Below are 23,450 nucleotides of genomic sequence, written 5' to 3'. Positions count from 1 at the left end.
TATCATTCATATCATTTGAAAACCAGTTAAATATTAGTGAAAAAACGGGTAGGTCCTGCCTATCCGTTTTTTGACAATAATGTTATAATAAATAAGTAAACTAAAATATTTATAGGAGAATAAACCTAATGGCACGCGAATTTTCACTTGCAAAAACTCGTAATATCGGTATCATGGCCCACGTCGATGCCGGTAAAACAACTACAACAGAGCGTATCCTTTACTATACTGGTAAAATCCACAAAATCGGTGAAACTCACGAAGGTGCATCACAAATGGACTGGATGGAGCAAGAACAAGAACGTGGTATCACAATCACATCTGCCGCTACAACAGCACAATGGGATGGTCACCGCGTTAACATCATTGATACACCAGGACACGTGGACTTCACAATCGAAGTACAACGTTCACTCCGTGTATTGGATGGTGCCGTAACCGTTCTTGACTCACAATCAGGTGTAGAACCTCAAACTGAAACAGTTTGGCGTCAAGCAACTGAGTATGGTGTTCCACGTATCGTATTTGCCAACAAAATGGATAAAATCGGTGCAGACTTCCTTTACTCAGTAAGCACACTTCACGATCGTCTTCAAGCAAACGCACACCCAATCCAATTGCCAATCGGTGCTGAAGATGATTTCCGTGGTATCATTGACTTGATTAAAATGAAAGCTGAAATCTATACTAATGACCTTGGTACAGATATTCTTGAAGAAGATATTCCAGCTGATTACGTTGATCAAGCAAACGAATACCGTGAAAAATTGATTGAAGCAGTTGCTGAAACTGACGAAGATTTGATGATGAAATACCTTGAAGGTGAAGAAATCACTAACGAGGAATTGAAAGCAGCTATCCGTCGTGCAACAATCAACGTTGAATTCTTCCCAGTTCTTTGTGGTTCTGCCTTCAAGAACAAAGGTGTTCAATTGATGCTTGATGCGGTTATCGATTACCTTCCAAGCCCACTTGATATCCCTGCAATCAAAGGTATCAACCCAGATACAGACGAAGAAGAAACTCGTCCAGCATCTGATGATGAGCCATTTGCAGCTCTTGCCTTCAAGATCATGACTGACCCATTTGTAGGTCGTTTGACATTTATCCGTGTTTACTCAGGTATCCTTCAATCAGGTTCATATGTAATGAACACATCTAAAGGTAAACGTGAACGTATCGGACGTATCCTTCAAATGCACGCTAACAGCCGTCAAGAAATTGAACAAGTATACGCTGGTGATATCGCTGCTGCTATCGGTTTGAAAGATACTACAACTGGTGACTCATTGACTGATGAAAAAGCTAAAGTTATTCTTGAGTCAATCGAAGTTCCAGAACCAGTTATCCAATTGATGGTTGAGCCTAAGACTAAAGCTGACCAAGATAAGATGGGTATCGGTCTTCAAAAACTTGCTGAAGAAGATCCAACATTCCGTGTTGAAACTAACCCTGAAACTGGTGAAACAGTTATCTCTGGTATGGGTGAACTTCACCTTGATGTCCTTGTTGACCGTTTGAAACGTGAACACAAAGTTGAAGCAAACGTAGGTGCTCCACAAGTATCATACCGTGAAACATTCCGTGCAGCTACACAAGCACGTGGATTCTTCAAACGTCAATCTGGTGGTAAAGGTCAGTTTGGTGATGTTTGGATTGAATTTACTCCAAATGAAGAAGGTAAAGGTTTCGAATTCGAAAATGCTATCGTCGGTGGTGTGGTTCCACGTGAATTCATCCCTGCAGTAGAAAAAGGATTGGAAGAATCTATGGCTAACGGTGTCCTTGCTGGATACCCAATGGTTGACATCAAAGCTAAGCTTTACGATGGTTCATACCACGATGTCGATTCATCTGAAACTGCCTTCAAGATCGCTGCATCTCTTGCACTTAAAGAAGCTGCTAAGACTGCACAACCAACTATCCTTGAACCAATGATGCTTGTAACAATCACTGTTCCTGAAGAAAACCTTGGTGACGTTATGGGTCACGTTACAGCTCGTCGTGGACGTGTTGATGGTATGGAAGCACACGGTAACAGCCAAATCGTTCGTGCATATGTTCCACTTGCTGAAATGTTCGGTTATGCAACAACACTTCGTTCTGCAACTCAAGGTCGTGGTACATTCATGATGGTATTTGACCACTATGAAGATGTTCCTAAATCAGTTCAAGAAGAAATCATCAAGAAAAATTCTGGTGAAGCTTAATTAGAACTTATAAAGTTAAGGTACTTATGAAAGTAAGTGCCTTTTCTATTTGCAATTTTTTGAAAAAAATTATATAATATGACTGTTGAAAGGTTGAATTGAAAGCGCTCAAGTTAATCTTTTCACAATAGGGAGAGCTTGCTCTCAAAATTATATTTATTTGATTTTCATAAGGAGGAAATCACTAATGGTAGTTAAAGTTGGTATTAACGGTTTCGGTCGTATCGGTCGTCTTGCTTTCCGTCGTATCCAAAACGTAGAAGGTGTTGAAGTTACACGCATCAATGACCTTACAGATCCTACAATGCTTGCACATTTGTTGAAATATGACACAACTCAAGGTCGTTTCAACGGAACTGTTGAAGTAAAAGAAGGTGGATTTGAAGTTAACGGTAAATTCGTTAAGGTTTCTGCTGAACGTGATCCAGAACAAATTGACTGGGCTAGTGACGGTGTAGAAATCGTTCTTGAAGCAACTGGTTTCTTTGCAACTAAAGCAGCTGCTGAAAAACACTTGCACGCTAATGGTGGTGCTAAGAAAGTTGTTATCACTGCTCCTGGTGGAAGCGATGTTAAAACAATCGTATTCAACACTAACCACGATACACTTGATGGTACTGAAACAGTTATTTCAGGTGCTTCATGTACAACTAACTGTTTGGCACCAATGGCTAAAGCATTGCAAGATAACTTTGGTGTTAAACAAGGTTTGATGACTACTATCCACGGTTACACTGGAGACCAAATGATCCTTGATGGACCACACCGTAAAGGTGATTTGCGTCGTGCTCGTGCTGGTGCTGCTAACATCGTTCCTAACTCAACTGGTGCTGCTAAAGCTATCGGTTTGGTTATCCCTGAATTGAACGGTAAACTTGACGGTGCTGCTCAACGTGTTCCAGTTCCAACAGGTTCTGTAACTGAGTTGGTTTCAGTCCTTAACAAAGAAGTAACTGTTGATGAAGTTAACGCAGCAATGAAAGCAGCTGCTAACGAATCTTACGGTTACACTGAAGATCCAATCGTATCTTCTGACGTTGTTGGTATGTCATTCGGTTCATTGTTTGACGCAACTCAAACTAAAGTTCAAACTGTTGATGGACATCAATTGGTTAAAACTGTGTCATGGTACGACAATGAAATGTCATACACTTCACAACTTGTACGTACTCTTGAATACTTCGCAAAAATTGCTAAATAATTCAATAGTATATTAAGAAGAGCTTAGGCTCTTCTTTTTTTGTACAGAAAATAAGGCTCTTTTGAAGCAAGTTAAAGGGCGTTTCAAAAACTGCAATGGCAAATTGCAAACTGGCTAATAGGATTAAACGTGTCCATAGTGAGACTGAGGTTTGGTTAATATAGGAAACGAGAGTTTGTTTAAAGGTAAGAAAGAAGAAAAGAGGAATAAGTGTAAGTATGAGGATTATATGTAAATCCTGATCAGCTTTTTTCTGAATTTTATTTAGTTGTTTTTTCATTGTTATTCTGCCTTTCTATTTTGATTATATGGTAGATGTACTTGTACTAGTAATAAGCTAGAAATCCTTCTGATTTTGCTATCTCTTTTAGGTATTTTGTGATATAATGAAAACGTATTAAAAAATTAAGGAGTCTGATCAAATGGCTAAATTGACTGTTAAAGATGTTGACTTGAAAGGGAAAAAAGTTCTCGTTCGTGTTGACTTCAACGTTCCTGTAAAAGACGGTGTGATCACTAATGATAACCGTATCACTGCTGCTCTTCCAACAATCAAGTATATCCTTGAACAAGGTGGACGTGCAATCCTCTTCTCTCACCTTGGACGTGTAAAAGAAGAAGCTGACAAAGAAGGTAAATCACTTGCTCCTGTAGCTGCTGACTTGGCTGCTAAATTGGGTCAAGACGTTAAATTTATCCCAGGAGTTACACGTGGCGCTGAATTGGAAGCAGCTGTTAACGCTCTTGAAGATGGACAAGTTCTCTTGGTTGAAAACACTCGTTTTGAAGATGTTGATGGCAAGAAAGAATCTAAAAATGATCCTGAACTTGGTAAATACTGGGCATCACTTGGAGATGGTATCTTCGTAAACGATGCATTCGGTACAGCTCACCGTGCACACGCATCTAACGTTGGTATCTCAGCAAACGTTGACAAAGCTGTTGCTGGTTTCCTTCTTGAAAACGAAATTGCTTACATCAAAGAAGCAGTTGAAACTCCAGAGCGTCCATTCGTAGCTATCCTTGGTGGTTCTAAAGTATCTGATAAGATTGGTGTTATCGAAAACCTTCTTGCAAAAGCTGATAAAGTTCTTATCGGTGGTGGTATGACTTACACATTCTACAAAGCACAAGGTATCGAAATCGGTAACTCACTTGTAGAAGAAGATAAACTTGATGTTGCTAAAGCTCTTCTTGAAAAATCAAACGGTAAATTGATCTTGCCAGTTGACTCAAAAGAAGCTAATGCATTTGCTGACTACACTGAAGTGAAAGACACTGAAGGTGAAGCAGTAGACCCAGGTTTCCTTGGTTTGGATATCGGTCCTAAATCAATTGCTGAATTCGATAAAGCCTTGACTGGTGCGAAAACAGTTGTATGGAATGGTCCTATGGGTGTATTTGAAAACCCTGACTTCCAAGCTGGTACAATCGGTGTGATGGATGCTATCGTGAAACAACCAGGCGTTAAATCAATCATCGGTGGTGGTGACTCAGCTGCCGCAGCAATCAACCTTGGACGTGCAGATAAATTCTCATGGATTTCTACTGGTGGTGGTGCTTCTATGGAACTTCTTGAAGGTAAAGAACTTCCAGGATTGGCTGCACTTACTGATAAATAAGTCTATTAGAATGAAAAGAGTTGGGAAACCAACTCTTTTTTGTGTCATCTCATTGAGTATTTGATAGAGGCTAAAACTATTATTGGGAAGTAAGTTTCTTTCAAAAAATTGCGATTATTAGTTTGAACTTTGCGGCATAATACTGTAGAAGTAGCCAAAAGTTTCATAATCATGTTAAAATAGTAAAATGGGATTGAAATTTGAACCGAAGAAATTTAAATTTGGTATGCGTACACTTAAGACGGGGATTGCTGTCTTTCTAGTTTTAGGTCTTTTTTCTGCATTAGGGTGGGAAGGGCTTCAGATTGGTTGTTTGACAGCAGTCTTTAGTCTTCGAGAAAACTTCGATAGAAGTATTCAGTTTGGTAAGTCACGTATTTTTGCGAATACGGTTGGAGGGCTTTTATCGCTATTATTTTACTTTGTGAATATGTGGTTTAATCATTCAGTTTGGGTGACTTTGCTATTGGTTCCAATTTTGACAATGCTGACGATTGTCATTAATGTATCTTTTAATAATGCATCTGGTGTTATTGGAGGGGTGGCTGCACTTCTGATTATTACCTTGTCTATTCCACCTGATAATACCTTTACTTATGTTATTGCTCGAGTCTTTGAAACTTTCTGTGGAGTCTTTATAGCAATCCTTGTCAATTATGATTATGATTGGTTACTTAAACACTTAAAATAAGAATGATAGGGTTCTATTGAACTCTATTTTTTATGTTTTTTTGATAAAATCCTTAAATTAGAGCGAATACACAATGTAATGTTCGGGAATTGCTTATTGTGTAAGAAAAAGTAACATAAACTGTTGACATGTAGAAATATTCAGAATATAATTGTTAGGAAAGGAGGATGATCATGGCAAGAGAGAAAGAATTAAGGCGTTCTCTAGCTGTTTTTCCGATTGGTACAGTTATGAAATTGACGGATTTAACTGCTCGTCAAATTCGTTACTATGAAGATCAAGGTTTAATTCAACCTGAACGTACAGCTGGAAATCGTCGGATGTACTCATTAAATGATATGGATCGTTTATTGGAAATCAAAGATTTTTTGGATGATGGTTACAATATTGCAGCGATTAAGCATGAGTACGAAGAACGTGAAGTTCGTGCCCAACAAAAACAAGCGGCTTTAACAGATGCGGACGTTCGACGTATCTTGCATGATGAACTCCTTCAGCAAGGCCGTTTTACGACCCCGTCACAACAATTTGGTAACTTGCGTATCTAATTACGCTTTGAACTTTTATTTTTGGTTTTTATAAAGGAGACCCCTATTATGGCAATCACAGCAGCTGATATTCGTCGCGAAGTCAAAGAGAAGAATGTTACTTTCTTGCGTTTAATGTTCTCTGATATTCTTGGTGTTATGAAGAACGTTGAAATTCCTGCGACAGATGAACAGTTGGATAAGGTACTTTCAAATAAAGCTATGTTTGATGGTTCATCAATCGAGGGATTTGTTCGTATCAACGAATCTGATATGTATCTTTACCCAGATCTTGATACGTGGACAGTTTTCCCTTGGGGTGATGAAAATGGTGCAGTAGCTGGTCTTATTTGTGATATCTATACCTCTGCAGGTGAACCATTTGCCGGTGACCCTCGTGGTAACTTGAAAAAGGCTTTGCGTCATATGGAAGAAGTTGGTTATAAATCATTTAACCTTGGACCAGAACCAGAATTCTTCCTTTTCAAATTAGATGAACAAGGTAATCCTACGCTTGAAGTTAACGATAAAGGTGGTTATTTTGACCTTGCACCAACTGACCTTGCAGACAATACACGTCGTGAAATCGTTAATGTGTTGACAGAAATGGGATTTGATGTTGAAGCATCTCACCACGAAGTGGCGGTTGGTCAACATGAAATCGACTTCAAGTATACAGATGTTTTGAAGGCTTGTGATAATATCCAAATTTTCAAATTGGTTGTTAAGACAATCGCTCGTAAACATGGTCTTTATGCGACATTTATGGCGAAACCTAAATATGGTATTGCTGGTAGCGGTATGCACTGTAACATGTCTCTCTTCACTGAAGAAGGAAATGCATTCTTTGATCCAGAGGATCCACGTGGTATGCAATTGTCTCAAGATGCTTACTACTTCCTTGGTGGTTTGATGAAACACGCATACAACTATACTGCAATTATTAACCCAACAGTTAACTCTTACAAACGTTTGGTTCCTGGATACGAAGCTCCTGTATATATTGCATGGGCAGGTAGCAACCGTTCACCATTGATCCGCGTTCCTGCGTCTCGTGGTATGGGTACACGTTTGGAATTACGTTCAGTAGACCCAATGGCAAACCCATACTTGGCACTTGCTGTACTTTTGGAAGCAGGTCTTGATGGTATTATCAACAAGATTGATGCTCCAGATCCAGTTGAAACAAACATCTACTCAATGTCTCCTGAAGAACGTAAAGAGGCTGGTATTATTGATTTGCCATCAACACTTCGTAACGCTCTTAAAGCATTGGAAACAGATGAAGTGGTTCGTCAAGCTTTGGGTAATCATATCTATACAAACTTCCTTGATGCGAAACGTATGGAATGGGCAAGTTATGCTACCTTTGTTTCACAATGGGAAATTGATAACTACTTGGACATTTATTAAGAAATTAAATTTGAAAATCAGGTTATGCCTGGTTTTCTTTTACTTTTTAATTTATTAAGTTCTTGGACAAATTACGTAGTTTTAACTGAGCTGTTTTCTTTTGTCATATTTCTTTATTCCTCCTTAATCGCATTAAAATATGAGAGTGTTAAACTAATTTTATATTAATCTTATTCAGGGGGAAATATGAAAACTACAAAAAAAGCTGCTTTGGCAGCAGCCTCAAGTGCATTATTGCTCGGTCTTACAGTCGCACAAACAGTTAATGCTGACACTTATACAGTTCAAAATGGAGATTCATTCTTCGGGATTGCTAGTCAGTATGGTGTAGATCCTTATCAATTGGCGGCTGAAAATGGCATGACTATTTGGTCAACAATTGTTCCTGGTGGAAGCTTGGAAGTTTCAGGTGCTACGACAGCAGTTGAGGAAACGACAGAAGCTTCTTCTTCAGAGGTAACAGCTACTGATTCAGATGCTACTTGGAATCGTTACCCAGTTGGTCAATGTACATGGGGTGTTAAGGAAGTTGCTCCATGGGTAAGTAACTGGTGGGGTAATGGTGGCGATTGGGCAGGAAGCGCTGCTAGCCAAGGTTATGCTGTAGGTTCAACACCTGTGACAGGATCAATTGTATGTTGGACTGATGGTGGTTATGGTCACGTTGGTTATGTAACACAAGTTGATCAAGATGGTCAAATTCAAATCTTGGAGTCAAATTATCAAGGTCAACAACAAATCAACAACTATCGTGGTTGGTTTGACCCACAAAACTCAACTACACCAGGTTCAGTATCTTACATTTATCCAGGTGCATAAAATGAAAAAAGCGTTATAAGCGCTTTTTTTTACTTGTTGGAAGGGTTGTGCTCCAGATTGGATTTAAACTTAAAAAATGGTAGCTAGATGGCTACCATTTTTTTATTTATCAGGTGTGAGAATCATTGGAATAATGATTGGTTCACGTTCTGTCTTTTCATATAAGAATGGGCGTAAAGCATTGACGATAGCTCCGTTAACGGATTGGATGCTAGCATCCTTATTCTTAAGAGCGATACGAATAGCATTGAATAGAATGCGTTGGCTTTCACGGATAAGATCGCCAGATTCACGCATATAGATGAAGCCACGGCTGAGGATGTCTGGACCGGCTAGAATCATCTTAGACTTGAAGTCGACAGTTGCTACGGCAAGTACGACACCATCTTCAGAGAGATCACGACGGTCACGAAGAACGGCAGCTCCGATATCCCCAATACCATTACCATCAACATAGATATCTTGAGCATTGAAGTGACCTGCACGACGCGCAGAGTCTTTTGTTAGGGCTAAGACATCACCATTTTCCATGATAAAGATATTATCTTTTGGAACACCACAATCAACAGCAAGGCCTGCGTGGACTTTCTGCATGCGGTATTCACCGTGAACAGGCATGAAGAATTTTGGTTTAATCAAACGAAGCATGAGTTTTTGCTCTTGTTGACCACCGTGTCCAGAGGTATGGATATTGTTGATTTTACCGTGGATAACATCAACCCCAGCTTCTTGGATGGTATTAATCAAGCGGTTAACGCTGGTTGTGTTCCCTGGGATAGGGCTAGACGAGAAGATAACGGTGTCACCAGGTTGTAGTGTCACTTGGCGGTGCATACCATTGGCGATACGAGCAAGAGCTGCCATAGGCTCACCTTGAGAACCAGTACACATGATAAGAATCTCACTGGCATGATAGTTCTTCATCTCACTAGGGTCAATAATAGTTCCTTTTGGAACTTTGATGTAGCCTAGTTCAACCCCATTGACAATGGCTTTTTCCATAGAACGTCCGAAGACAACAATCTTACGGCCAGTTTTTACAGCGGCTTCGGCAGCTTGTTGCAGACGGAAAATGTTTGAGGCAAATGAGGCGAAGATAATACGTCCGTGAATGCCTTCAATGATTTTCATGATGGATTGGCCGACGACCTTCTCAGAATTAGTGAAAGTTGGTACTTCGGCATTGGTTGAGTCTGAGAGGAGGCAAAGAACCCCTTCCTCACCAAGCGCAGCCATACGGTGAAGGTCTGCTGGCTCACCAACTGGAGTAAAGTCGAACTTAAAGTCACCGGTACATACAATCTTACCTTGTGGCGTATGGATGACGATACCGAGAGGTTCTGGAATTGAGTGAGTTGTACGGAAGAAGGTCACACTCATGTTTTTGAAAGTAAGCTCTGTATTAGCATTAATTTCATAGAGTTGCGCATCACGAAGTAGTCCGTGTTCTTCCAATTTTCCTTTGATAAGTGCAAGAGCAAGTGGTCCTGCATAGATTGGGATATTTGCCTGTTTAAGAAGGAAGGGAATACCACCAATATGGTCTTCGTGACCGTGAGTAATGACAAGAGCCTTTACGCGGTCAACGTTTTCAACGATGTAAGAATAGTCTGGGATAACATAGTCGATACCGAGAAGATCATCCTCGGGGAATTTAATACCTGCATCGACAATGATAATTTCATCTTGGTATTCAATACCATAGGTGTTTTTACCGATTTCCCCCAAACCACCAATCGCATAAACCCCAACTTCTTCAGGTTTTAGATTGATTTTTGATGTCATGGTCTTAGAACTCCGTTACTTCAAAAACGCCTGTTTCTTTCTCGTATTCAAGAGCTTTTTCTGAGAGGAGCTCAATGAATTCGATGTTGTAGGCAGTGTTTTTTTCGATGATTTGGCGAGCTTGGATACGGCCCTCAAGTTCAGTTTCTGCATCAATATCTAGGTAGAGTGATTTTGTCTGTTCGCGGCGTGGACTGCGCTCTTTAGTTTCTTGGTAAAAGACTTTATAAATCATGGTTTTCCTTTCTTTCCAAAAGGCTCTGCCATTCTATAAAAAAACCGGTCAAGTTAATCTTTCTGTGATTTACTTGACGTTATGATATTCACTTTTATGAGTAATAGCTAGTAGCCTTGATTCGTTTAACAATTACTATTATTGTACCATAAGATAAGGGCTAGATAAAGAAAATGGCGGAAAAAGTTGGAAAATGTTCGTTTCTGGGAAACAGTGACTTGTGTTATAATAGAAAAGCATAAAAGGAAACAAGGAAAAAAGATGAAAATATTAGCATTTGATACCTCTAGCACTGCTTTATCAGTAGCTTTGTTGGAAGATGAAAAACTGGTTGCAGAGTCAACTGTCACAGTAAAAAAGAACCACAGTATTAGTCTGATGCCCACCATCGATTTTTTAGTTGCTCAGGCAGGCTGGCAACCAGCTGATTTGGAACGTATTGTGGTTGCACAGGGGCCTGGATCCTATACGGGTCTTCGTGTGGCTGTCGCAACAGCTAAGACTTTAGCTTATGCCCTTGACATTGATTTGGTAGGAGTTTCAAGTCTACAGGCACTGACAGACCTTTCGGTTGACGGTATTGTGGTTCCTATCATGGATGCTCGTCGTAATAATGTTTACGTTGGTTTTTATGAAAATGGTCAAGCCCTCGTCCCTGATTGCCATGCAGCTTTTGTCGATGTTCTTGAGCAGGCTAAAGTTTATGAAAAGGTGACATTTGTGGGTGAAGTAGCTAATTTTGCGGATCAGATTAAGGAAAGTCTCCCAGAGGCAACTATCTTGTCAAGTCTTCCATCAGCTCAGCTGATTGGACGTTTAGGCTTATCCTTGCCTTCTGTTGATGTGGATGCCTTTGTTCCACATTACTTGAAACGGGTTGAGGCCGAGGAAAATTGGCTTAAGACGCATGAGGAGACTAACCGTGACAACTACATCAAGCGCGTCTAGATTGAGTAACCAAGAGCAAGCTCAACTGATTTATCGGATTTTGTCGGATGTTTATGACAAATCTCCGTGGACGATAGAACAAGTGGTAGCGGACTTGGCTTTGGATACGACGGAGTATTTCTATGTTTATGATCAGGAAGAAGTTGTTGGTTTTTTAGCCCTTCAAAATTTGGTGGGTGAGCTTGAGGTGACCAATATCGCCGTTTTAAAAGCTTATCAGGGGCGTGGTTATGCTAGTCAGCTGATGAAGCATTTGGAAGAGCGTAGTGAGCCTATATTTCTAGAAGTAAGGGCTTCAAATCAAGTCGCTCAGGCACTTTATAGAAAATTTGGTTTTGAAAGTCTAGGAATTCGGAAAAATTATTATCATGAGCCTCAAGAAGATGCAGTTATCATGAGGCGAGAGGAAGTCTAATGGCAGATAGATATATTTTGGCAGTGGAGAGCTCATGTGATGAGACTTCAGTTGCCGTTTTGAAAAATGAGAAAGAACTTTTAAGTAATATTATTGCCAGTCAGGTGGAAAGCCATAAACGTTTTGGTGGTGTTGTTCCTGAGGTGGCTAGCCGTCACCATGTGGAAGTGGTAACTCTTTGCATTAAAGATGCCCTTTCTGAGGCGGGAATTACTGCTGAACAACTAGATGCTGTAGCAGTAACCTATGGTCCTGGTTTGGTCGGGGCGCTCTTGGTCGGGATGGCAGCAGCTAAGGCCTTCGCTTGGGCACATGGGTTGCCTTTGATTCCAGTTAATCATATGGCTGGGCATCTTATGGCAGCGCGTGAGGTTCAAGAATTGGAATATCCCCTCTTAGCACTTTTGGTGTCTGGGGGACACACAGAGTTGGTTTATGTGTCAGAACCGGGAAATTACAAGATTGTTGGTGAGACACGTGATGATGCAGTTGGTGAAGCCTATGACAAGGTCGGGCGTGTGATGGGTTTGACCTACCCAGCTGGGCGTGAAATTGATGAATTGGCTCATAAAGGGAAAGATGTTTATGATTTTCCACGTGCTATGATTAAGGAAGACCACTTGGAGTTTTCATTTTCAGGCTTGAAGTCAGCCTTCATCAATTTGCACCATAATGCGGAGCAAAAGGGTGATGTTCTAATTAAAGAAGACCTTTGTACTTCTTTCCAAGCTGCTGTGTTGGATATTCTTTTAGCTAAGACAAAGAAAGCTTTGGAGCGCTACCCTGTCAAGACACTTGTTGTTGCAGGAGGTGTGGCAGCCAATCAGGGATTACGTGAGCGCTTGGCTGAAGAAATTACAGATGTAGATGTGGTTATCCCGCCTTTACGTCTCTGTGGTGACAATGCTGGCATGATTGCTCTAGCAGCAGCTATTGAATGTGATCAAAAACATTTTGCTGAGTTGGACTTGAATGCAAAACCAAGTCTAGCCTTTGCAGGATTTGAAGAATAAGAAGAACCTCTTACTAGTCTGGTAAGAGGTTCCTTTAGAAAGGAATTGAGTGTGTCTGACTTTCGTTTAGGTGTAAAAGCCGCGGTACCGACAGCTTTAGGCTATGTAGCTATTGGTCTAGCCTTTGGTGTTGTAGCAGCCGCTTCGGGTCTATCAGCCCTTGAGGTTGGCCTCATGTGTGCCTTGGTCTATGGTGGCTCCGCCCAGTTTGCCATGTGTGCCTTAGTAGTTGCAGGAGCTGGCCTAGGTGAGTTAACCTTGACTGTTTTCTTGGTTAATTTGCGTAACATGTTGATGAGTTTACATGCAACGACGATTTTTACAAAAACAAGCCTCTGGAATCAGCTGGGAATTGGTAGTCTGATTACGGATGAAAGTTATGGTGTTTTATTGGGAGAATATGTGCATCATAAAGATATTCCTGCTAACTGGATGCATGGTAACAATATTTTCAGCTATCTGGTTTGGATTGTATCATCAGTTATTGGTTGTTTGATTGGTTCCATGATTCCTAATCCTGAGCTTTTTGGTTTGGATTTTGCTTTGATTGCCATGTTTATAGGTTTGTTAAGTAGTCAGATTGATGCCTTGTTAGGGGAAGGAGTGCGTAAGCTACTCTTGATTTTACTATCTATTGCCGTGGCTTATCTGAGCTTTAGTGTCGTCTTGTCGGAATCTTTGGCTGTTTTAGTGGCTACTTTGGTTGGATGTAGTGTGGGGGTGATGTGTGATGGCCGTCAATGAATTTATTCTCATTGCTATTCTACTTGGGTTTGTGGTCAGCTGGGTTCCTCGTGTGCTCCCCTTTGTTTTAGTGAAATACAAGGGCTTACCAGATATCGTTGTTCGGTTTTTGCACTACTTACCAGTTTCTATCCTCTTTGCCTTGATTCTCTCTAGTCTCACGACTGAGAAGATTGGTCACTTGCCACAGTTTAAGTGGATGGAAATACTGGCTACTGTGCCAACGGTAATTGTAGCATTTAAGAGCAAAAATCTGCTCTATGCAGTAATCGTCGGTATAATATCTATGGCCCTGATTCGTTTCGTATTTTAGCAAATGAAAAGACTTGGAGTTGCTCTTAGTGAGTCGCTTCCCAAGTCTTTTTTAGTTATTGTTAAAAAAGGCAGCAATATCGTCTTCACTGAGACCAATCATTGGATCTATAGTTGACCAATTTTCTTCAGTTAAACGATAGTTTTCTTCTGTTTGCACAGGTTTGTTAACAGACTTATCCACAGGTTGTGAATAAGTGTTAACAAGATCTGGGGATGGATTGATATTTTCCGAAAAGTCTTTGTTTTCAAGGGTTTCTGAGGGGTCGTTGTTTTTCGTTTTTGTTTGATTGGAGGCGTCTGTTGCCTCATTTTTAACAATCTTTTCGACAGACTTATCAACAGCTTGTGTATAAGTTTGTTCAAAACGTTGGATGAGATAAGTATTTCGTTTAGCTCCTTCGTTGCGAACGGCATAATCAAAGGCTGCGATTTCCCCTAACATGACTAGCTTACTCTTGGCGCGTGTGATGGCGGTGTAGATGAGGTTACGTTGTAGCATACGTCCACTTTGGCGTGTGATGGGAAGGATAACGACTGGGAACTCACTCCCTTGGGATTTGTGGATTGACATGGCATAGGCCAGAGTAATCTTATTCCATTCGTTACGAGGATAGATAACCTCATTGCCATCAAAGGACATGTAAATTTCGTCCTGCTTGCTTTCAGTATATTTACCAGGGATGAGATCAGTTATGATGCCGATGTCGCCATTGAAGACATTGAGTTCGGTATCGTTGACCAGATGGAGAATTTTGTCGTTCTTACGGAAGAAAATGTCATTAAAGGCAAATTGATTGGCCTTTTCTTGAGGATTAAGTAGGTCCTGCATAATGGTATTGAGATTGTTGATACCAGCCTGTCCTCGATACATGGGAGCTAGAATCTGCACATCCTGAGCAGCGATCCCGCTCTTTATAGCGGCAGAGACAATTTTAGGAACCATCTGTGGAATATGGTTGGCATTGGCCTCAAAGTAAGAGCGGTCAGCCTTTTTCTCTGTGAAATCAGCGGGTAGTTGGCCTTGTCGCATCTGGCTAGCTAAGGTAACGATAGTGGAGTCCTCAGATTGTCTGAAAATTTTGGTCAGAGAAACCTTAGGCAAGTCATCAATCTGCAAAAGGTCAGCCAAGACCTGGCCAGGGCCTACGGAAGGCAGTTGGTCTTGGTCACCCACAATGATGACTTGGGTTGAATCAGAGATACTTTCAAAGAGTTGATTGGCCAACCAAGTATCAACCATAGAAAACTCATCGATGATAATCAAGTCGCAATCGAGATAGTCCTCTAAGGTCTTGAAATCGTCCTCGCTATTGAGTCCCAAATGTCTATGGATAGTGGCACTAGGGAGTTGTGTGAGTTCGTTCATTCGACGAGCAGCCCGTCCTGTTGGTGCCGCTAAAATAATAGGCAAATCAGACTTTTTGAGATCTAGACCGTGAAGGTCGGCATAAGTTTTAATGATTCCGTTAATAACGGTGGTTTTACCTGTCCCGGGACCACCTGTCAGGATGAATACTTTGCTTTGTAGGGCTTTGATAATGGCGTCTTTTTGCACCTTATCATAAGTAATACCAAGCTCCTCTTCCGCCTCTTCAAGACTTGCTTGGATTTTGTCCTCTGTACTGATGTCAGGTTGGTCTTTCATGATACGAGTTAGGTGGGTATAGATGCCCTGTTCCGCAAAATATAGGGTATTATCAAAGATTTTAGTCTCTACATTTTGCACTTTATCCTCTTGGATGAGATTGGTTAATTCCTTAGCGACCAAGGCGGGGTCCAGTTCAATCTGACGAGCACTTTCCAAAAGGATGATAGTTCGTTCGAGCAAAGCTTTGGCTTCGATGTAGGTGTCGCCTTCTTCCATACTGGCTTCTAGCAGACAATGAATCAAGGCAGCTCGTAAGCGCTCAGGAGCATCACTAGCAATGCCGAGACGTTCAGCCAGTTGATCCGCCATTTTAAATCCAATTCCTTGAACTTCCTCTACCAAGAGATAAGGGTGTTCCTCAATAAGATTAAGCGATTCTTCCTTATATTGGTTGAAAATTTGTGAGGCAGCCTTTGGAGTGAGTCCATAGCTGGAAAGTTTGGACAAGATTTGCTCGGTTCCATAGTTGATTTTTAACTTTGCAACGAAGGCTTCTCGGTTTACCTTTGAAAGGTTAGATATCTGCTCTAACTTGCTCGGGTCCTCGAGAATCTTGTCAATAGGGTCTTCACCATAAATCTCGACAATACGCTCAGCTGTTTTCTTACCAATCCCCTTAAAATTGTCGCTGGCGAAATACTTGATAAGACCGCTAGCAGAAGGTTTTGACCGTTCGTAGCGTGTCATTTGGAGTTGTTCACCATATTTGGGATGATTGGTTAGCTGACCCCAGAAGGTATAATCTTCACCTTCCATGACATCTCCCATGGTTCCTGTAACAATGATTTCATAGTCCTCAAAATCACTGTCTGTTTCGTCAATTTCTAAGAGTAGAATACGGAAAAAATTACTAGCGTTTTCGAAAATGACGCGTTCGATAGTTCCTGAAAAATAAAATTCTTGCATGTGTTTTTCCTAGATACATAATAAGGCTGGGTTTCCCCAACCTTATCTTATTTAGTGTTTTTAGTTATCCTCAACGGTACCAATTTTATTAAGTGGCCAGAAGCGGAATTTGACCTCTCCTACAAGAGCACTCTTGTCAAAGTAACCAACTGCTCGACTATCTTTGGAAACAATACGGTTGTCTCCAAGTAGGAAATATTTACCTTCAGGAACAGTGACAGAGAAGGTCGTGTTACCGTCAGCATTGGTTGTAAAAGCCTTGGCATCCTTAGCTAGTTGTTGGAAGTAGCCACTCTTGCTCTTGTCATCGTTGTAAGCATATTCTTTTTGTAGCTTATCCTTGGCAAAGGCAGCTTGGAATTCTTTGAGGTATTCTTCCTTGACTTCTTTACCGTTGACAGTAAGTTTATCGTTTTGATAGGTAATGGTATCACCTGGCATACCGATGATACGTTTGACGATTTGTTTCGTCTTACCGTCTTCGACTTCCTTGGCAACGACAATATCGAAGCGTTCAATGGATGTGTGTTTCAAAACGATAACACGTTGATTATTGGCTAGAGTAGGATCCATTGAGTGGCCGTCAACCTGGACAGGGAGCCAAAGGAAGAGGCGAGTCAAAAGGAAAAATGTGATAAAGAGGATAAAGAGTCCCCATTCACGAAGTAAAATGAGGAAGTATTGGGTCCATTTGTTTTTCATAGTTAAGGCCTTTCAGGGTTATTTTAAGCGTTGGTAGGCTTTTTTGGTATTGGCGAAATGATATTTAGCAGTAGCTTGGAGAGCCTGATCTCCGTAGGCTTGAAGAAGCTTAGTTGCGACCTGGTCAGATTTAGCACCAGCACCTGAAGGAAGGGTGTAGCCAACCTCTTGGCTGAGTTTGTCCAAATTTTCCAGGAAGAGATTGCGAGCGATGATAGAGCTCACCGCGACAGCTAAGTATTTCCCCTCAGCCTTTTCTTCTAAAGTGATAGGAAAGTCAAAACGATTGCGTTCATTCTTGAGGTATTTTTGATAATTTTTCTCACTGGTGAAGGCATCAATGACAATCTTATCTGGTTTAGCACCTGATTGTAACAATAGGAAGATAGCCTGATTGTGGAGAGCTACTTTAACAGACACAGCATTATGACTCTTACCGTCTCCAACCACTTCATTATACTTTCTAGGCGAAAGAAGAAGTGCCTTGTGAGGAATTTTCTCCTCCAATATAGGTGCAATCTGACGAATCTTGATATCATTAAGATTTTTAGAATCATCGACCCCAAGAGATTTCAAAAAGGCATGGTCAGCTGGGGTAACTAGACTAGCTACAACAGCTAGACCACCAAAATAGGAGCCATTTCCGACTTCATCTGATCCAATTAGGGCTAGGTTTTGCCCATCAGGTGAATGCTTAGGTTCAGCTTGGTACCCAAAACGGCTAGCCAAGACTTCTGGCTTAGCTCCTTGGAAAGTTACCTTTCCTGAAGTATAGGCGATGACACTTATTCCATCGACCTTGGCTGAAAAACTTGCATAAGGATTTTTAGTCGCAGTGGCATAGCTGGCCAGGTCCTTTTGGAGTGTCGAAATCTGCTCTGCTGTCATTTTTAATACGATTGTGCCCATGAAATCTATTTTAGCACAAAAAAGGAGAATTGGTAGATATTTTACAGACTCGGATTCCTTGAAAATTATTTTTCTAAAGAAGTGCAAAGTCTAAAATTTACGAAAGTTAAAATTTAGGATATAATGATTAGAAAGAGAATGCCTAACCATGCTCTTTTTTCCACAATTAGAGAAAATGGGTTGGCATTTAAGTATCGAACACGCCTCAGAGTAAGTGTCTGAATCTTGCTAAAAATGGCGATATAAAAGCAATAAAATAAGGAGAAGCTGCGGTGGCGAATCCGTGACCACCATTGATTGGCAGCTAACAAGCAAATGGCAAATAAGAACCGTTACAAATTTCATTTTGGAGAGAAGAACCTCACGCTAACAACTGATAAGGACAACCTTTTCATGGAAGAGGTTGAGCGTGTTGCCCACGAGAAATATAAAATTATCAAAGAGCAGATGAAAAATGCTGACAATGAAACAATCGCTATCCTAATGGCTATCAATTCTTTGTCAACTCAGTTGGAACGCGAAATTCAAGTTGAAGATATGGAAAAAGAGTTGGAAACGTTGAGAGCTAAGCAACTTGAACAGCTCAAGGTCAAGGCGACAGCTACAAATGACGATGAGGATGACGCATGATTGGACTCCTTGTCTTAGCCATTATGGCTTGGAATTTCTACATTGGCTACCGTCGTGGCCTCTTTATGCAAGCTTATTACGTGGTTTCAGTCATTATCGCCATGTGTGTGGCGGCCTATTTCTACCGGTCGCTAGGAGAGGCTATCAATCTTTGGGTACCTTATACCAATCCAACCAAGGATGCTAGTATAGCTTTCTTTAAAGATCAGAACATCTTTTCACTTGACCGTGTCTATTATGCGGGCGTTGCTTATTTTGCTATCTACTGTATAGCCTATTATGGCTTACGCTTTCTTGGTATTTTCTTCCACTTTGTGAGAATTGAGCGACTTGATCAAAGACGTTACCAAGTGGTAGGTGGCGTCTTGGCCACCTTAGTGAGTCTTGTGCCTTTGACTATGTTGGGGAATATTTTTGCGACTGTTCCTATGAACAACATTCAGACGCTTTTGTCATCGAGCTGGGTTTTACGTATCTTGATTAATGGCTATTTTCCAGTTAGTCAGATTATCCAGCATTTGTGGACAAGTGTGATATAGAAAATAGAAGTCTTCCTTGATTGAGGGAGACTCAGAATGAAGACAAACATCGTTTTTGATGTTTGTCTTTTTTATATTCTTACCTAATTCTCCGATAATCCAATAATATTGAGATATTTGGGTAGAATTATAGGTTTTTCCTGTCATCATTTTTACCAATTTTTTGATATTTAGACACGCTAAAGTAAGCCCAACCTTATCTTCCATTTTGGACTTTCCTTTTTCTCTGGTATAACGTAAGTTATGATATTCTTTAGCTGTTCCGAATAACCGTTCTATCGTTTCTTTCCGGTGTTGATACCGTTCTTTCATACCACTTTGATGGCGAATATCTTCACAGACTTCTAGGGCATCTTTCCAAATATGACGCACAACAACTTTTTGGTTCTGGCGACTTTCTGTACAAATAGCTAACAAGGGACAGGTCTTACAAATTTTAGGATTACTTTTATACTCTCGATAACCTTCACGTGTGGTTGTACGATAAGTTAACACCTTGTTCTCTGGACAAAGATAACAATCAAAATGCTCGTCATAGACAAAGTCTTTTGGACGTAAAAAATCTTTCTTACCTCTTGGTCTAGTGTAAGGGAAAACTGGTGTAATCCCTTTTTCTAGAAGAAACTTGGCAATACTAGGTGTTTTATAGCCTGAATCCGCAATAATGAATTCAGGTGAGAATGGTTCTAGTTTGAAAAAAAGAGCAGAGAAAGCCTGACTATCATGGATGTTTCCTGCTTCAACCGTATAAGCTAAGGCCCAGCCGTGTTTATCACAAGCTACTTGAGCATTGTAAGCGAAGACCTCCTTATGTTCTCCCTTATGAAACCAACCACTGTCTGGGTCCGTCGTTGATTGTTTCTTAGGTTTAGCCTCGCCTTTTTTGGCGGGCTTTAAGAACTTTTTTGCGTGTTTTCTCCTATCTAAATTAATCTCAATCTCCAGTTGTTCACTCATGAATTTAGCTTTTTGATCAATAACAACAGTTTTGTACTTATGATTATTAGCAGCTGCCTTGATATGGGTCCCATCAATGAAGATTTCTGAGGGATCAATGAGCCCCGCTTCCAAAACATGATGAAGCACATGACTAAAAATGTGTGCTAACACTTCCTTGTTTTGAAAGCGTCGGCTATAGTTCTTACCGTAAGTTGTAAAATGAGGCACCTTATCGTTCAGAGATAAGCCAAGAAACCAACGGTAAGCCGTATTCACCTCAATATCTTTAATGGTTTGGCGCATAGAACGAATGCCATAAAAACATTGAATCAACGGAATTTTAACTAATAAAACGGGGTCTAGACTAGGGCGACCATTATCCGAGGAATAACTATCTTCGACAAGATCATAAATAAAAGAGAAATCAATCGTTTCCTCGACTTTTCTTAGAAAATGGTCTTTAGGCACAAGTTCATCAAGCGTATAGAATCCTACTTGACGTCGATTGTATTCGGGATTTTCTTTGTGAAACATAGGAACACCTCATCAAATACCTTTTTCTTTTATTATACTCCTTCAAAGCAAGAAAAATCCCCAGAAGTATAACTTCTGAGGACTTTGTCTTCAACCTGAGTCTTCCTTTATTAAGGGAGACTTTTTTTGTTCTTTGTTTTGGTAAGATATGAAAAAGACCGGACACAAGGTCTCAGTCTTTCTTAACTATTTTTACCCTAAGGTTGCAATGGTACATCCGGAACCACCGGCACTTTGTGGGGCATATTCAAAACTTTTAACATGGCGATGACGGCGGAGATATTTGGTAACAGCATCACGGATGACACCTGTACCAATACCGTGGATGATGTCCACCTGACTCATGTTATTAAGTAGGGCTTGGTCAATAAAGGCATCAAGCTCTTGCATGGCTTCTTCGTAACGTTTCCCACGAAGGTCTAGACGGGCACGAGGACCGCCAGATGCCTTCTTGGCTTTTTTAACTACGTTAATCTGTTTCTTCTTAGGTTGTTGGGCTTCCGCTTGGGCACGAACAAGAGTGAATTCATCCGCCTTGAGTGTCATCTTGATGAGACCTACCTGGGCTTCCCAGTTACCATTTTTGGCTTGACTGGTAAGCGTACCACGTTGACCATAGGCGGTAACGATGATATCATCTCCGACACGAGGGGCACGCGCAGCCTTTTCTTTCTTGGCCTTACGAAGGACCTTATTCTTAGAGAGGTCCACTTGTGGGGCAAGTTTCTTGAGTTTTCCTTTGGCGTCGATAACTTCATGAGGCTTGAGTTGACTCTTATCGTGGAGATTTTTGAGAATACTATCGCTCTCAGCCAAGGCTGTATCCACCATCTCTTGAATTTCTTTCTGAGCCTTTTCGAGTTCCTTGTCGTACTCATGGGAGAATTCGTTATAGAGTTTCTTGACCGCACGGTTGAATTTAAGGTTCTCTTGCTCAACGTTCTTGATGTGCTCCAGACGTTTTTGTGTTTCCACAGTTTGGGCTTCAAGTTGCTCGATGATACGGTTGACATCACTATCAGTATCCGTGAGGTTTTCTGCTTCCTTGACAATAATCTCATTCAAACCGAGGCGACGAGCAATCTCAAAGGCATTAGAACGACCAGGAACCCCCTGCATAAAACGATAGGTAGGGCTTAAAGTCGCTGTGTCAAACTCCATGCTGGCATTTTCCACATGTTGCGTCTCAATCCCATAGGCCTTAAGCTCAGGATAGTGAGTAGTAGCCATGGTTTTAATCTGGCTCAAACGGAGGTGCTCTAGGATTGCCATGGCTAGACTAGCCCCTTCCTGAGGGTCAGTACCAGCCCCAAGCTCATCGACCAAGACAAGACTGTTGCTGTCGGCAGCGTCCAGAATCTCGACAATGTGGGTCATGTGACTAGAGAAAGTTGACAAACTCTGTTCGATAGACTGTTCATCCCCGATGTCCGCAAAAATCTCTTGGAAAATGGCTACACGACTACCCTTATCAGCCAAAATTGGAAGGCCAGATTGAGCCATCAGTTGAGCTAATCCCAGAGTTTTAAGCATGACCGTTTTACCACCGGTATTGGGACCTGTAATGACAATGGCTGTGAGGTCCTCATCAAAGCGCAAATCGTTGGCCACTGGATTGACCAAGAGCGGGTGACGAACGTTAAGCAGTTGGAGTGTTTGGTTGTCACTAATCTTTGGAATAACCGCTTTCTTATCTTGGAGATAGAGGTATTTTCCTCGAATAAAGTCCATGTGACCCAAAATCCAAGCGTTGTTAGCGATAGCAGCAGCTTGCGGACGGAGTTGATCAGACAATTCATGCAGGATACGAGCCATCTCATGACGTTCGTCTGCACGTAATTGTGTAATTTCTTCGTTAAGCTGGATAACGGCGCGTGGCTCGATATATACTGTGTTTCCAGAGCTTGAGATGTCATGCACAACCCCAGCAATACGGTTACGGTAGGTATTTTTGACAGGAAGCACTGAACGACCATTACGACTAGCAATTAAACTTTCAGCCAACATGTGACCAGATTTCTTGAGAATGTCTTGCAAGGTCTGGCGAATAGCATCATCGCAAGATTTGAGTTGACGACGGATATTCTGCAACTCAGGGCTAGCAAAATGCTCAATGAAACCACCGTCATTGATACTTTGAAGGCTACCTTGTAGACTTGGGAAGGCTTCAATCTTTTCGAAAAGACGTTTGAGAGCGACGAGCTCAACATTTTCAAGGTCAGCGTAGAAGCGACCAAGGTCAGCTGAAGCTTGTAGCACTTTCTTGATGGCAATAAGCTCCTGAATGTTGAGGTCAGCATCCAGTTCCAAGCGACGCAAGGGCTCAGAAATATCTCGCAAGCTACCAATGGCAAAGCCATGGTGCTCTACGAAAATCTCAGCCATTTCTTGAATTTCTGTAAATTGATTTTGAATTCTTTCTGAATTGGTCATAGGCACCAAGTCACGTAACTCCGCCTGAGCCTGTTCAGTCTGCAGGTATTCTGTGAACTGGTCCTTGACCTTGTTAAATTCTAATTGGTCTAAAATCTTTGTGTTCATAGCTTCTATTATAGCACATTTGCCTATGGGGCGTGGAGGTGGGAAATGCCTGAGGTCGTTTTATGAGCGGCCTTTTGTCATCAGATGTTGACTAGCTACTTTTACAAAAGAGTCTCTCTAAAATAAGAGATTTTCAATTAAAACCAATGCTCTCATCTATGCTA

At 41.1% G+C, this 23,450-nt stretch carries 22 protein-coding genes; 14 read left to right on the top strand and 8 right to left on the bottom strand.

Annotated elements, in window-relative coordinates:
- Positions 1 to 128 precede the first annotated feature (128 nt).
- Positions 129 to 2,210, top strand: coding sequence for an elongation factor G (gene fusA, locus NST80_RS09345; RefSeq protein WP_002891917.1), 2,082 nt, complete (start codon positions 129 to 131; stop codon positions 2,208 to 2,210).
- A 187-nt stretch (positions 2,211 to 2,397) separates the two neighbouring features.
- Positions 2,398 to 3,411 (top strand): type I glyceraldehyde-3-phosphate dehydrogenase, encoded by a 1,014-nt coding sequence (gene gap / locus NST80_RS09340; protein WP_013991208.1) that lies wholly within the window; start codon positions 2,398 to 2,400, stop codon positions 3,409 to 3,411.
- Position 3,412: 1 nt separating this feature from the next.
- Here the strand turns inward: gap and NST80_RS09335 are convergent, their stop codons facing one another.
- The gene (locus NST80_RS09335) at positions 3,413 to 3,691 is read right to left on the bottom strand and encodes a hypothetical protein (RefSeq protein ID WP_045769116.1); all 279 of its coding nucleotides are present in this window, start codon (positions 3,689 to 3,691) and stop codon (positions 3,413 to 3,415) included.
- A gap of 142 nt (positions 3,692 to 3,833) precedes the next feature.
- On the opposite strand from NST80_RS09335, the gene NST80_RS09330 reads away from it, so the two are divergent.
- The 5 genes from NST80_RS09330 (at position 3,834) to NST80_RS09310 (ending at position 8,483) form a co-directional block, all read left to right on the top strand.
- Complete coding sequence (locus tag NST80_RS09330) at positions 3,834 to 5,033, top strand: phosphoglycerate kinase (protein WP_002884739.1); 1,200 nt, start codon at positions 3,834 to 3,836, stop codon at positions 5,031 to 5,033.
- Between the two features lie 187 nt (positions 5,034 to 5,220).
- Positions 5,221 to 5,724 carry an aromatic acid exporter family protein gene (locus NST80_RS09325; RefSeq protein ID WP_002884568.1) on the top strand — a complete coding sequence of 168 codons (504 nt, stop codon included), beginning with the start codon at positions 5,221 to 5,223 and terminating at the stop codon, positions 5,722 to 5,724.
- 173 nt (positions 5,725 to 5,897) lie between these two features.
- Positions 5,898 to 6,272 carry a MerR family transcriptional regulator gene (locus NST80_RS09320; RefSeq protein WP_004183576.1) on the top strand — a complete coding sequence of 125 codons (375 nt, stop codon included), beginning with the start codon at positions 5,898 to 5,900 and terminating at the stop codon, positions 6,270 to 6,272.
- Positions 6,273 to 6,320: 48 nt separating this feature from the next.
- On the top strand, positions 6,321 to 7,664 hold the full coding sequence (gene glnA / locus NST80_RS09315) for a type I glutamate--ammonia ligase (protein WP_002884322.1): 1,344 nt from the start codon (positions 6,321 to 6,323) through the stop codon (positions 7,662 to 7,664).
- Positions 7,665 to 7,850: 186 nt separating this feature from the next.
- Positions 7,851 to 8,483 (top strand): CHAP domain-containing protein, encoded by a 633-nt coding sequence (locus tag NST80_RS09310; protein ID WP_045771678.1) that lies wholly within the window; start codon positions 7,851 to 7,853, stop codon positions 8,481 to 8,483.
- A 102-nt stretch (positions 8,484 to 8,585) separates the two neighbouring features.
- On the opposite strand, the gene NST80_RS09305 is transcribed toward NST80_RS09310, so the two are convergent.
- Both NST80_RS09305 and NST80_RS09300 read right to left on the bottom strand, forming a co-directional pair.
- Complete coding sequence (locus NST80_RS09305) at positions 8,586 to 10,268, bottom strand: ribonuclease J (RefSeq protein WP_049553486.1); 1,683 nt, start codon at positions 10,266 to 10,268, stop codon at positions 8,586 to 8,588.
- 4 nt (positions 10,269 to 10,272) lie between these two features.
- The gene (locus tag NST80_RS09300; protein WP_002947111.1) at positions 10,273 to 10,503 is read right to left on the bottom strand and encodes a DNA-dependent RNA polymerase subunit epsilon; all 231 of its coding nucleotides are present in this window, start codon (positions 10,501 to 10,503) and stop codon (positions 10,273 to 10,275) included.
- A gap of 261 nt (positions 10,504 to 10,764) precedes the next feature.
- Between NST80_RS09300 and tsaB the strand changes: the two genes are divergently transcribed.
- From tsaB to NST80_RS09275, 5 genes are read left to right on the top strand one after another with little or no spacing between them, the layout of a single operon-like run.
- A complete protein-coding gene (tsaB, locus tag NST80_RS09295) occupies positions 10,765 to 11,451 on the top strand; it encodes a tRNA (adenosine(37)-N6)-threonylcarbamoyltransferase complex dimerization subunit type 1 TsaB (protein WP_049553487.1) in 687 nt (228 codons plus the stop codon).
- The gene (gene rimI, locus NST80_RS09290; protein ID WP_049553488.1) at positions 11,411 to 11,866 is read left to right on the top strand and encodes a ribosomal protein S18-alanine N-acetyltransferase; all 456 of its coding nucleotides are present in this window, start codon (positions 11,411 to 11,413) and stop codon (positions 11,864 to 11,866) included. Before tsaB ends, rimI begins: the two co-directional genes overlap by 41 nt.
- Entirely contained in the window at positions 11,866 to 12,879 is a 1,014-nt protein-coding gene (gene tsaD / locus NST80_RS09285) for a tRNA (adenosine(37)-N6)-threonylcarbamoyltransferase complex transferase subunit TsaD (RefSeq protein ID WP_049553489.1), read from the top strand. The genes rimI and tsaD overlap by 1 nt, the downstream gene beginning before the upstream one ends.
- A gap of 51 nt (positions 12,880 to 12,930) precedes the next feature.
- Entirely contained in the window at positions 12,931 to 13,623 is a 693-nt protein-coding gene (locus NST80_RS09280) for an AzlC family ABC transporter permease (RefSeq protein ID WP_013991201.1), read from the top strand.
- Positions 13,610 to 13,936, top strand: coding sequence for an AzlD domain-containing protein (locus NST80_RS09275; RefSeq protein WP_045769119.1), 327 nt, complete (start codon positions 13,610 to 13,612; stop codon positions 13,934 to 13,936). Before NST80_RS09280 ends, NST80_RS09275 begins: the two co-directional genes overlap by 14 nt.
- A gap of 51 nt (positions 13,937 to 13,987) precedes the next feature.
- Here NST80_RS09275 and NST80_RS09270 read toward each other — a convergent pair whose 3' ends face one another.
- From NST80_RS09270 to rnhC, 3 genes are read right to left on the bottom strand one after another with little or no spacing between them, the layout of a single operon-like run.
- Positions 13,988 to 16,492: an ATP-dependent RecD-like DNA helicase gene (locus tag NST80_RS09270; RefSeq protein WP_045769120.1), complete on the bottom strand. Its 2,505-nt coding sequence runs from the start codon at positions 16,490 to 16,492 to the stop codon at positions 13,988 to 13,990.
- A 60-nt stretch (positions 16,493 to 16,552) separates the two neighbouring features.
- Positions 16,553 to 17,194, bottom strand: a complete 642-nt coding sequence (lepB, locus tag NST80_RS09265; RefSeq protein WP_045771671.1) for a signal peptidase I — start codon at positions 17,192 to 17,194, stop codon at positions 16,553 to 16,555.
- 18 nt (positions 17,195 to 17,212) lie between these two features.
- Positions 17,213 to 18,103, bottom strand: a complete 891-nt coding sequence (gene rnhC / locus NST80_RS09260; RefSeq protein ID WP_045771670.1) for a ribonuclease HIII — start codon at positions 18,101 to 18,103, stop codon at positions 17,213 to 17,215.
- A gap of 315 nt (positions 18,104 to 18,418) precedes the next feature.
- Between rnhC and NST80_RS09255 the strand changes: the two genes are divergently transcribed.
- Positions 18,419 to 18,733, top strand: coding sequence for a hypothetical protein (locus NST80_RS09255; protein WP_004183554.1), 315 nt, complete (start codon positions 18,419 to 18,421; stop codon positions 18,731 to 18,733).
- Positions 18,730 to 19,272 (top strand): CvpA family protein, encoded by a 543-nt coding sequence (locus NST80_RS09250; protein ID WP_045771669.1) that lies wholly within the window; start codon positions 18,730 to 18,732, stop codon positions 19,270 to 19,272. Before NST80_RS09255 ends, NST80_RS09250 begins: the two co-directional genes overlap by 4 nt.
- Here NST80_RS09250 and NST80_RS09245 read toward each other — a convergent pair.
- On the bottom strand, positions 19,201 to 20,745 hold the full coding sequence (locus tag NST80_RS09245; RefSeq protein ID WP_342504600.1) for an IS1182-like element ISSth2 family transposase: 1,545 nt from the start codon (positions 20,743 to 20,745) through the stop codon (positions 19,201 to 19,203). The genes NST80_RS09250 and NST80_RS09245 overlap by 72 nt on opposite strands.
- 192 nt (positions 20,746 to 20,937) lie before the next feature.
- Complete coding sequence (locus NST80_RS09240; RefSeq protein WP_049553706.1) at positions 20,938 to 23,286, bottom strand: endonuclease MutS2; 2,349 nt, start codon at positions 23,284 to 23,286, stop codon at positions 20,938 to 20,940.
- Positions 23,287 to 23,450: the final 164 nt, after the last annotated feature.

Source organism: Streptococcus sp. FSL K6-1323 (genome assembly GCF_038630745.1).
In the GTDB taxonomy this organism is placed as follows: domain Bacteria; phylum Bacillota; class Bacilli; order Lactobacillales; family Streptococcaceae; genus Streptococcus; species Streptococcus salivarius_D.
The sequence above is the reverse complement of the archived record's forward strand: the minus strand, read 5'-3'. Positions and strand labels throughout refer to the sequence as shown.

What these genes read in the sequence shown, in the direction of transcription:
- fusA (WP_002891917.1), top strand. Translation starts at nt 129, where the DNA reads ATGGCACGCGAATTTTCACTTGCAAAAACTCGTAATATCGGTATCATG.
- gap (WP_013991208.1), top strand. Translation starts at nt 2,398, where the DNA reads ATGGTAGTTAAAGTTGGTATTAACGGTTTCGGTCGTATCGGTCGTCTT.
- NST80_RS09335 (WP_045769116.1), bottom strand. Translation starts at nt 3,691, where the DNA reads ATGAAAAAACAACTAAATAAAATTCAGAAAAAAGCTGATCAGGATTTA.
- NST80_RS09330 (WP_002884739.1), top strand. Translation starts at nt 3,834, where the DNA reads ATGGCTAAATTGACTGTTAAAGATGTTGACTTGAAAGGGAAAAAAGTT.
- NST80_RS09325 (WP_002884568.1), top strand. Translation starts at nt 5,221, where the DNA reads ATGGGATTGAAATTTGAACCGAAGAAATTTAAATTTGGTATGCGTACA.
- NST80_RS09320 (WP_004183576.1), top strand. Translation starts at nt 5,898, where the DNA reads ATGGCAAGAGAGAAAGAATTAAGGCGTTCTCTAGCTGTTTTTCCGATT.
- glnA (WP_002884322.1), top strand. Translation starts at nt 6,321, where the DNA reads ATGGCAATCACAGCAGCTGATATTCGTCGCGAAGTCAAAGAGAAGAAT.
- NST80_RS09310 (WP_045771678.1), top strand. Translation starts at nt 7,851, where the DNA reads ATGAAAACTACAAAAAAAGCTGCTTTGGCAGCAGCCTCAAGTGCATTA.
- NST80_RS09305 (WP_049553486.1), bottom strand. Translation starts at nt 10,268, where the DNA reads ATGACATCAAAAATCAATCTAAAACCTGAAGAAGTTGGGGTTTATGCG.
- NST80_RS09300 (WP_002947111.1), bottom strand. Translation starts at nt 10,503, where the DNA reads ATGATTTATAAAGTCTTTTACCAAGAAACTAAAGAGCGCAGTCCACGC.
- tsaB (WP_049553487.1), top strand. Translation starts at nt 10,765, where the DNA reads ATGAAAATATTAGCATTTGATACCTCTAGCACTGCTTTATCAGTAGCT.
- rimI (WP_049553488.1), top strand. Translation starts at nt 11,411, where the DNA reads ATGAGGAGACTAACCGTGACAACTACATCAAGCGCGTCTAGATTGAGT.
- tsaD (WP_049553489.1), top strand. Translation starts at nt 11,866, where the DNA reads ATGGCAGATAGATATATTTTGGCAGTGGAGAGCTCATGTGATGAGACT.
- NST80_RS09275 (WP_045769119.1), top strand. Translation starts at nt 13,610, where the DNA reads ATGGCCGTCAATGAATTTATTCTCATTGCTATTCTACTTGGGTTTGTG.
- NST80_RS09270 (WP_045769120.1), bottom strand. Translation starts at nt 16,492, where the DNA reads ATGCAAGAATTTTATTTTTCAGGAACTATCGAACGCGTCATTTTCGAA.
- lepB (WP_045771671.1), bottom strand. Translation starts at nt 17,194, where the DNA reads ATGAAAAACAAATGGACCCAATACTTCCTCATTTTACTTCGTGAATGG.
- rnhC (WP_045771670.1), bottom strand. Translation starts at nt 18,103, where the DNA reads ATGGGCACAATCGTATTAAAAATGACAGCAGAGCAGATTTCGACACTC.
- NST80_RS09255 (WP_004183554.1), top strand. Translation starts at nt 18,419, where the DNA reads ATGGCAAATAAGAACCGTTACAAATTTCATTTTGGAGAGAAGAACCTC.
- NST80_RS09250 (WP_045771669.1), top strand. Translation starts at nt 18,730, where the DNA reads ATGATTGGACTCCTTGTCTTAGCCATTATGGCTTGGAATTTCTACATT.
- NST80_RS09245 (WP_342504600.1), bottom strand. Translation starts at nt 20,745, where the DNA reads ATGTTTCACAAAGAAAATCCCGAATACAATCGACGTCAAGTAGGATTC.
- NST80_RS09240 (WP_049553706.1), bottom strand. Translation starts at nt 23,286, where the DNA reads ATGAACACAAAGATTTTAGACCAATTAGAATTTAACAAGGTCAAGGAC.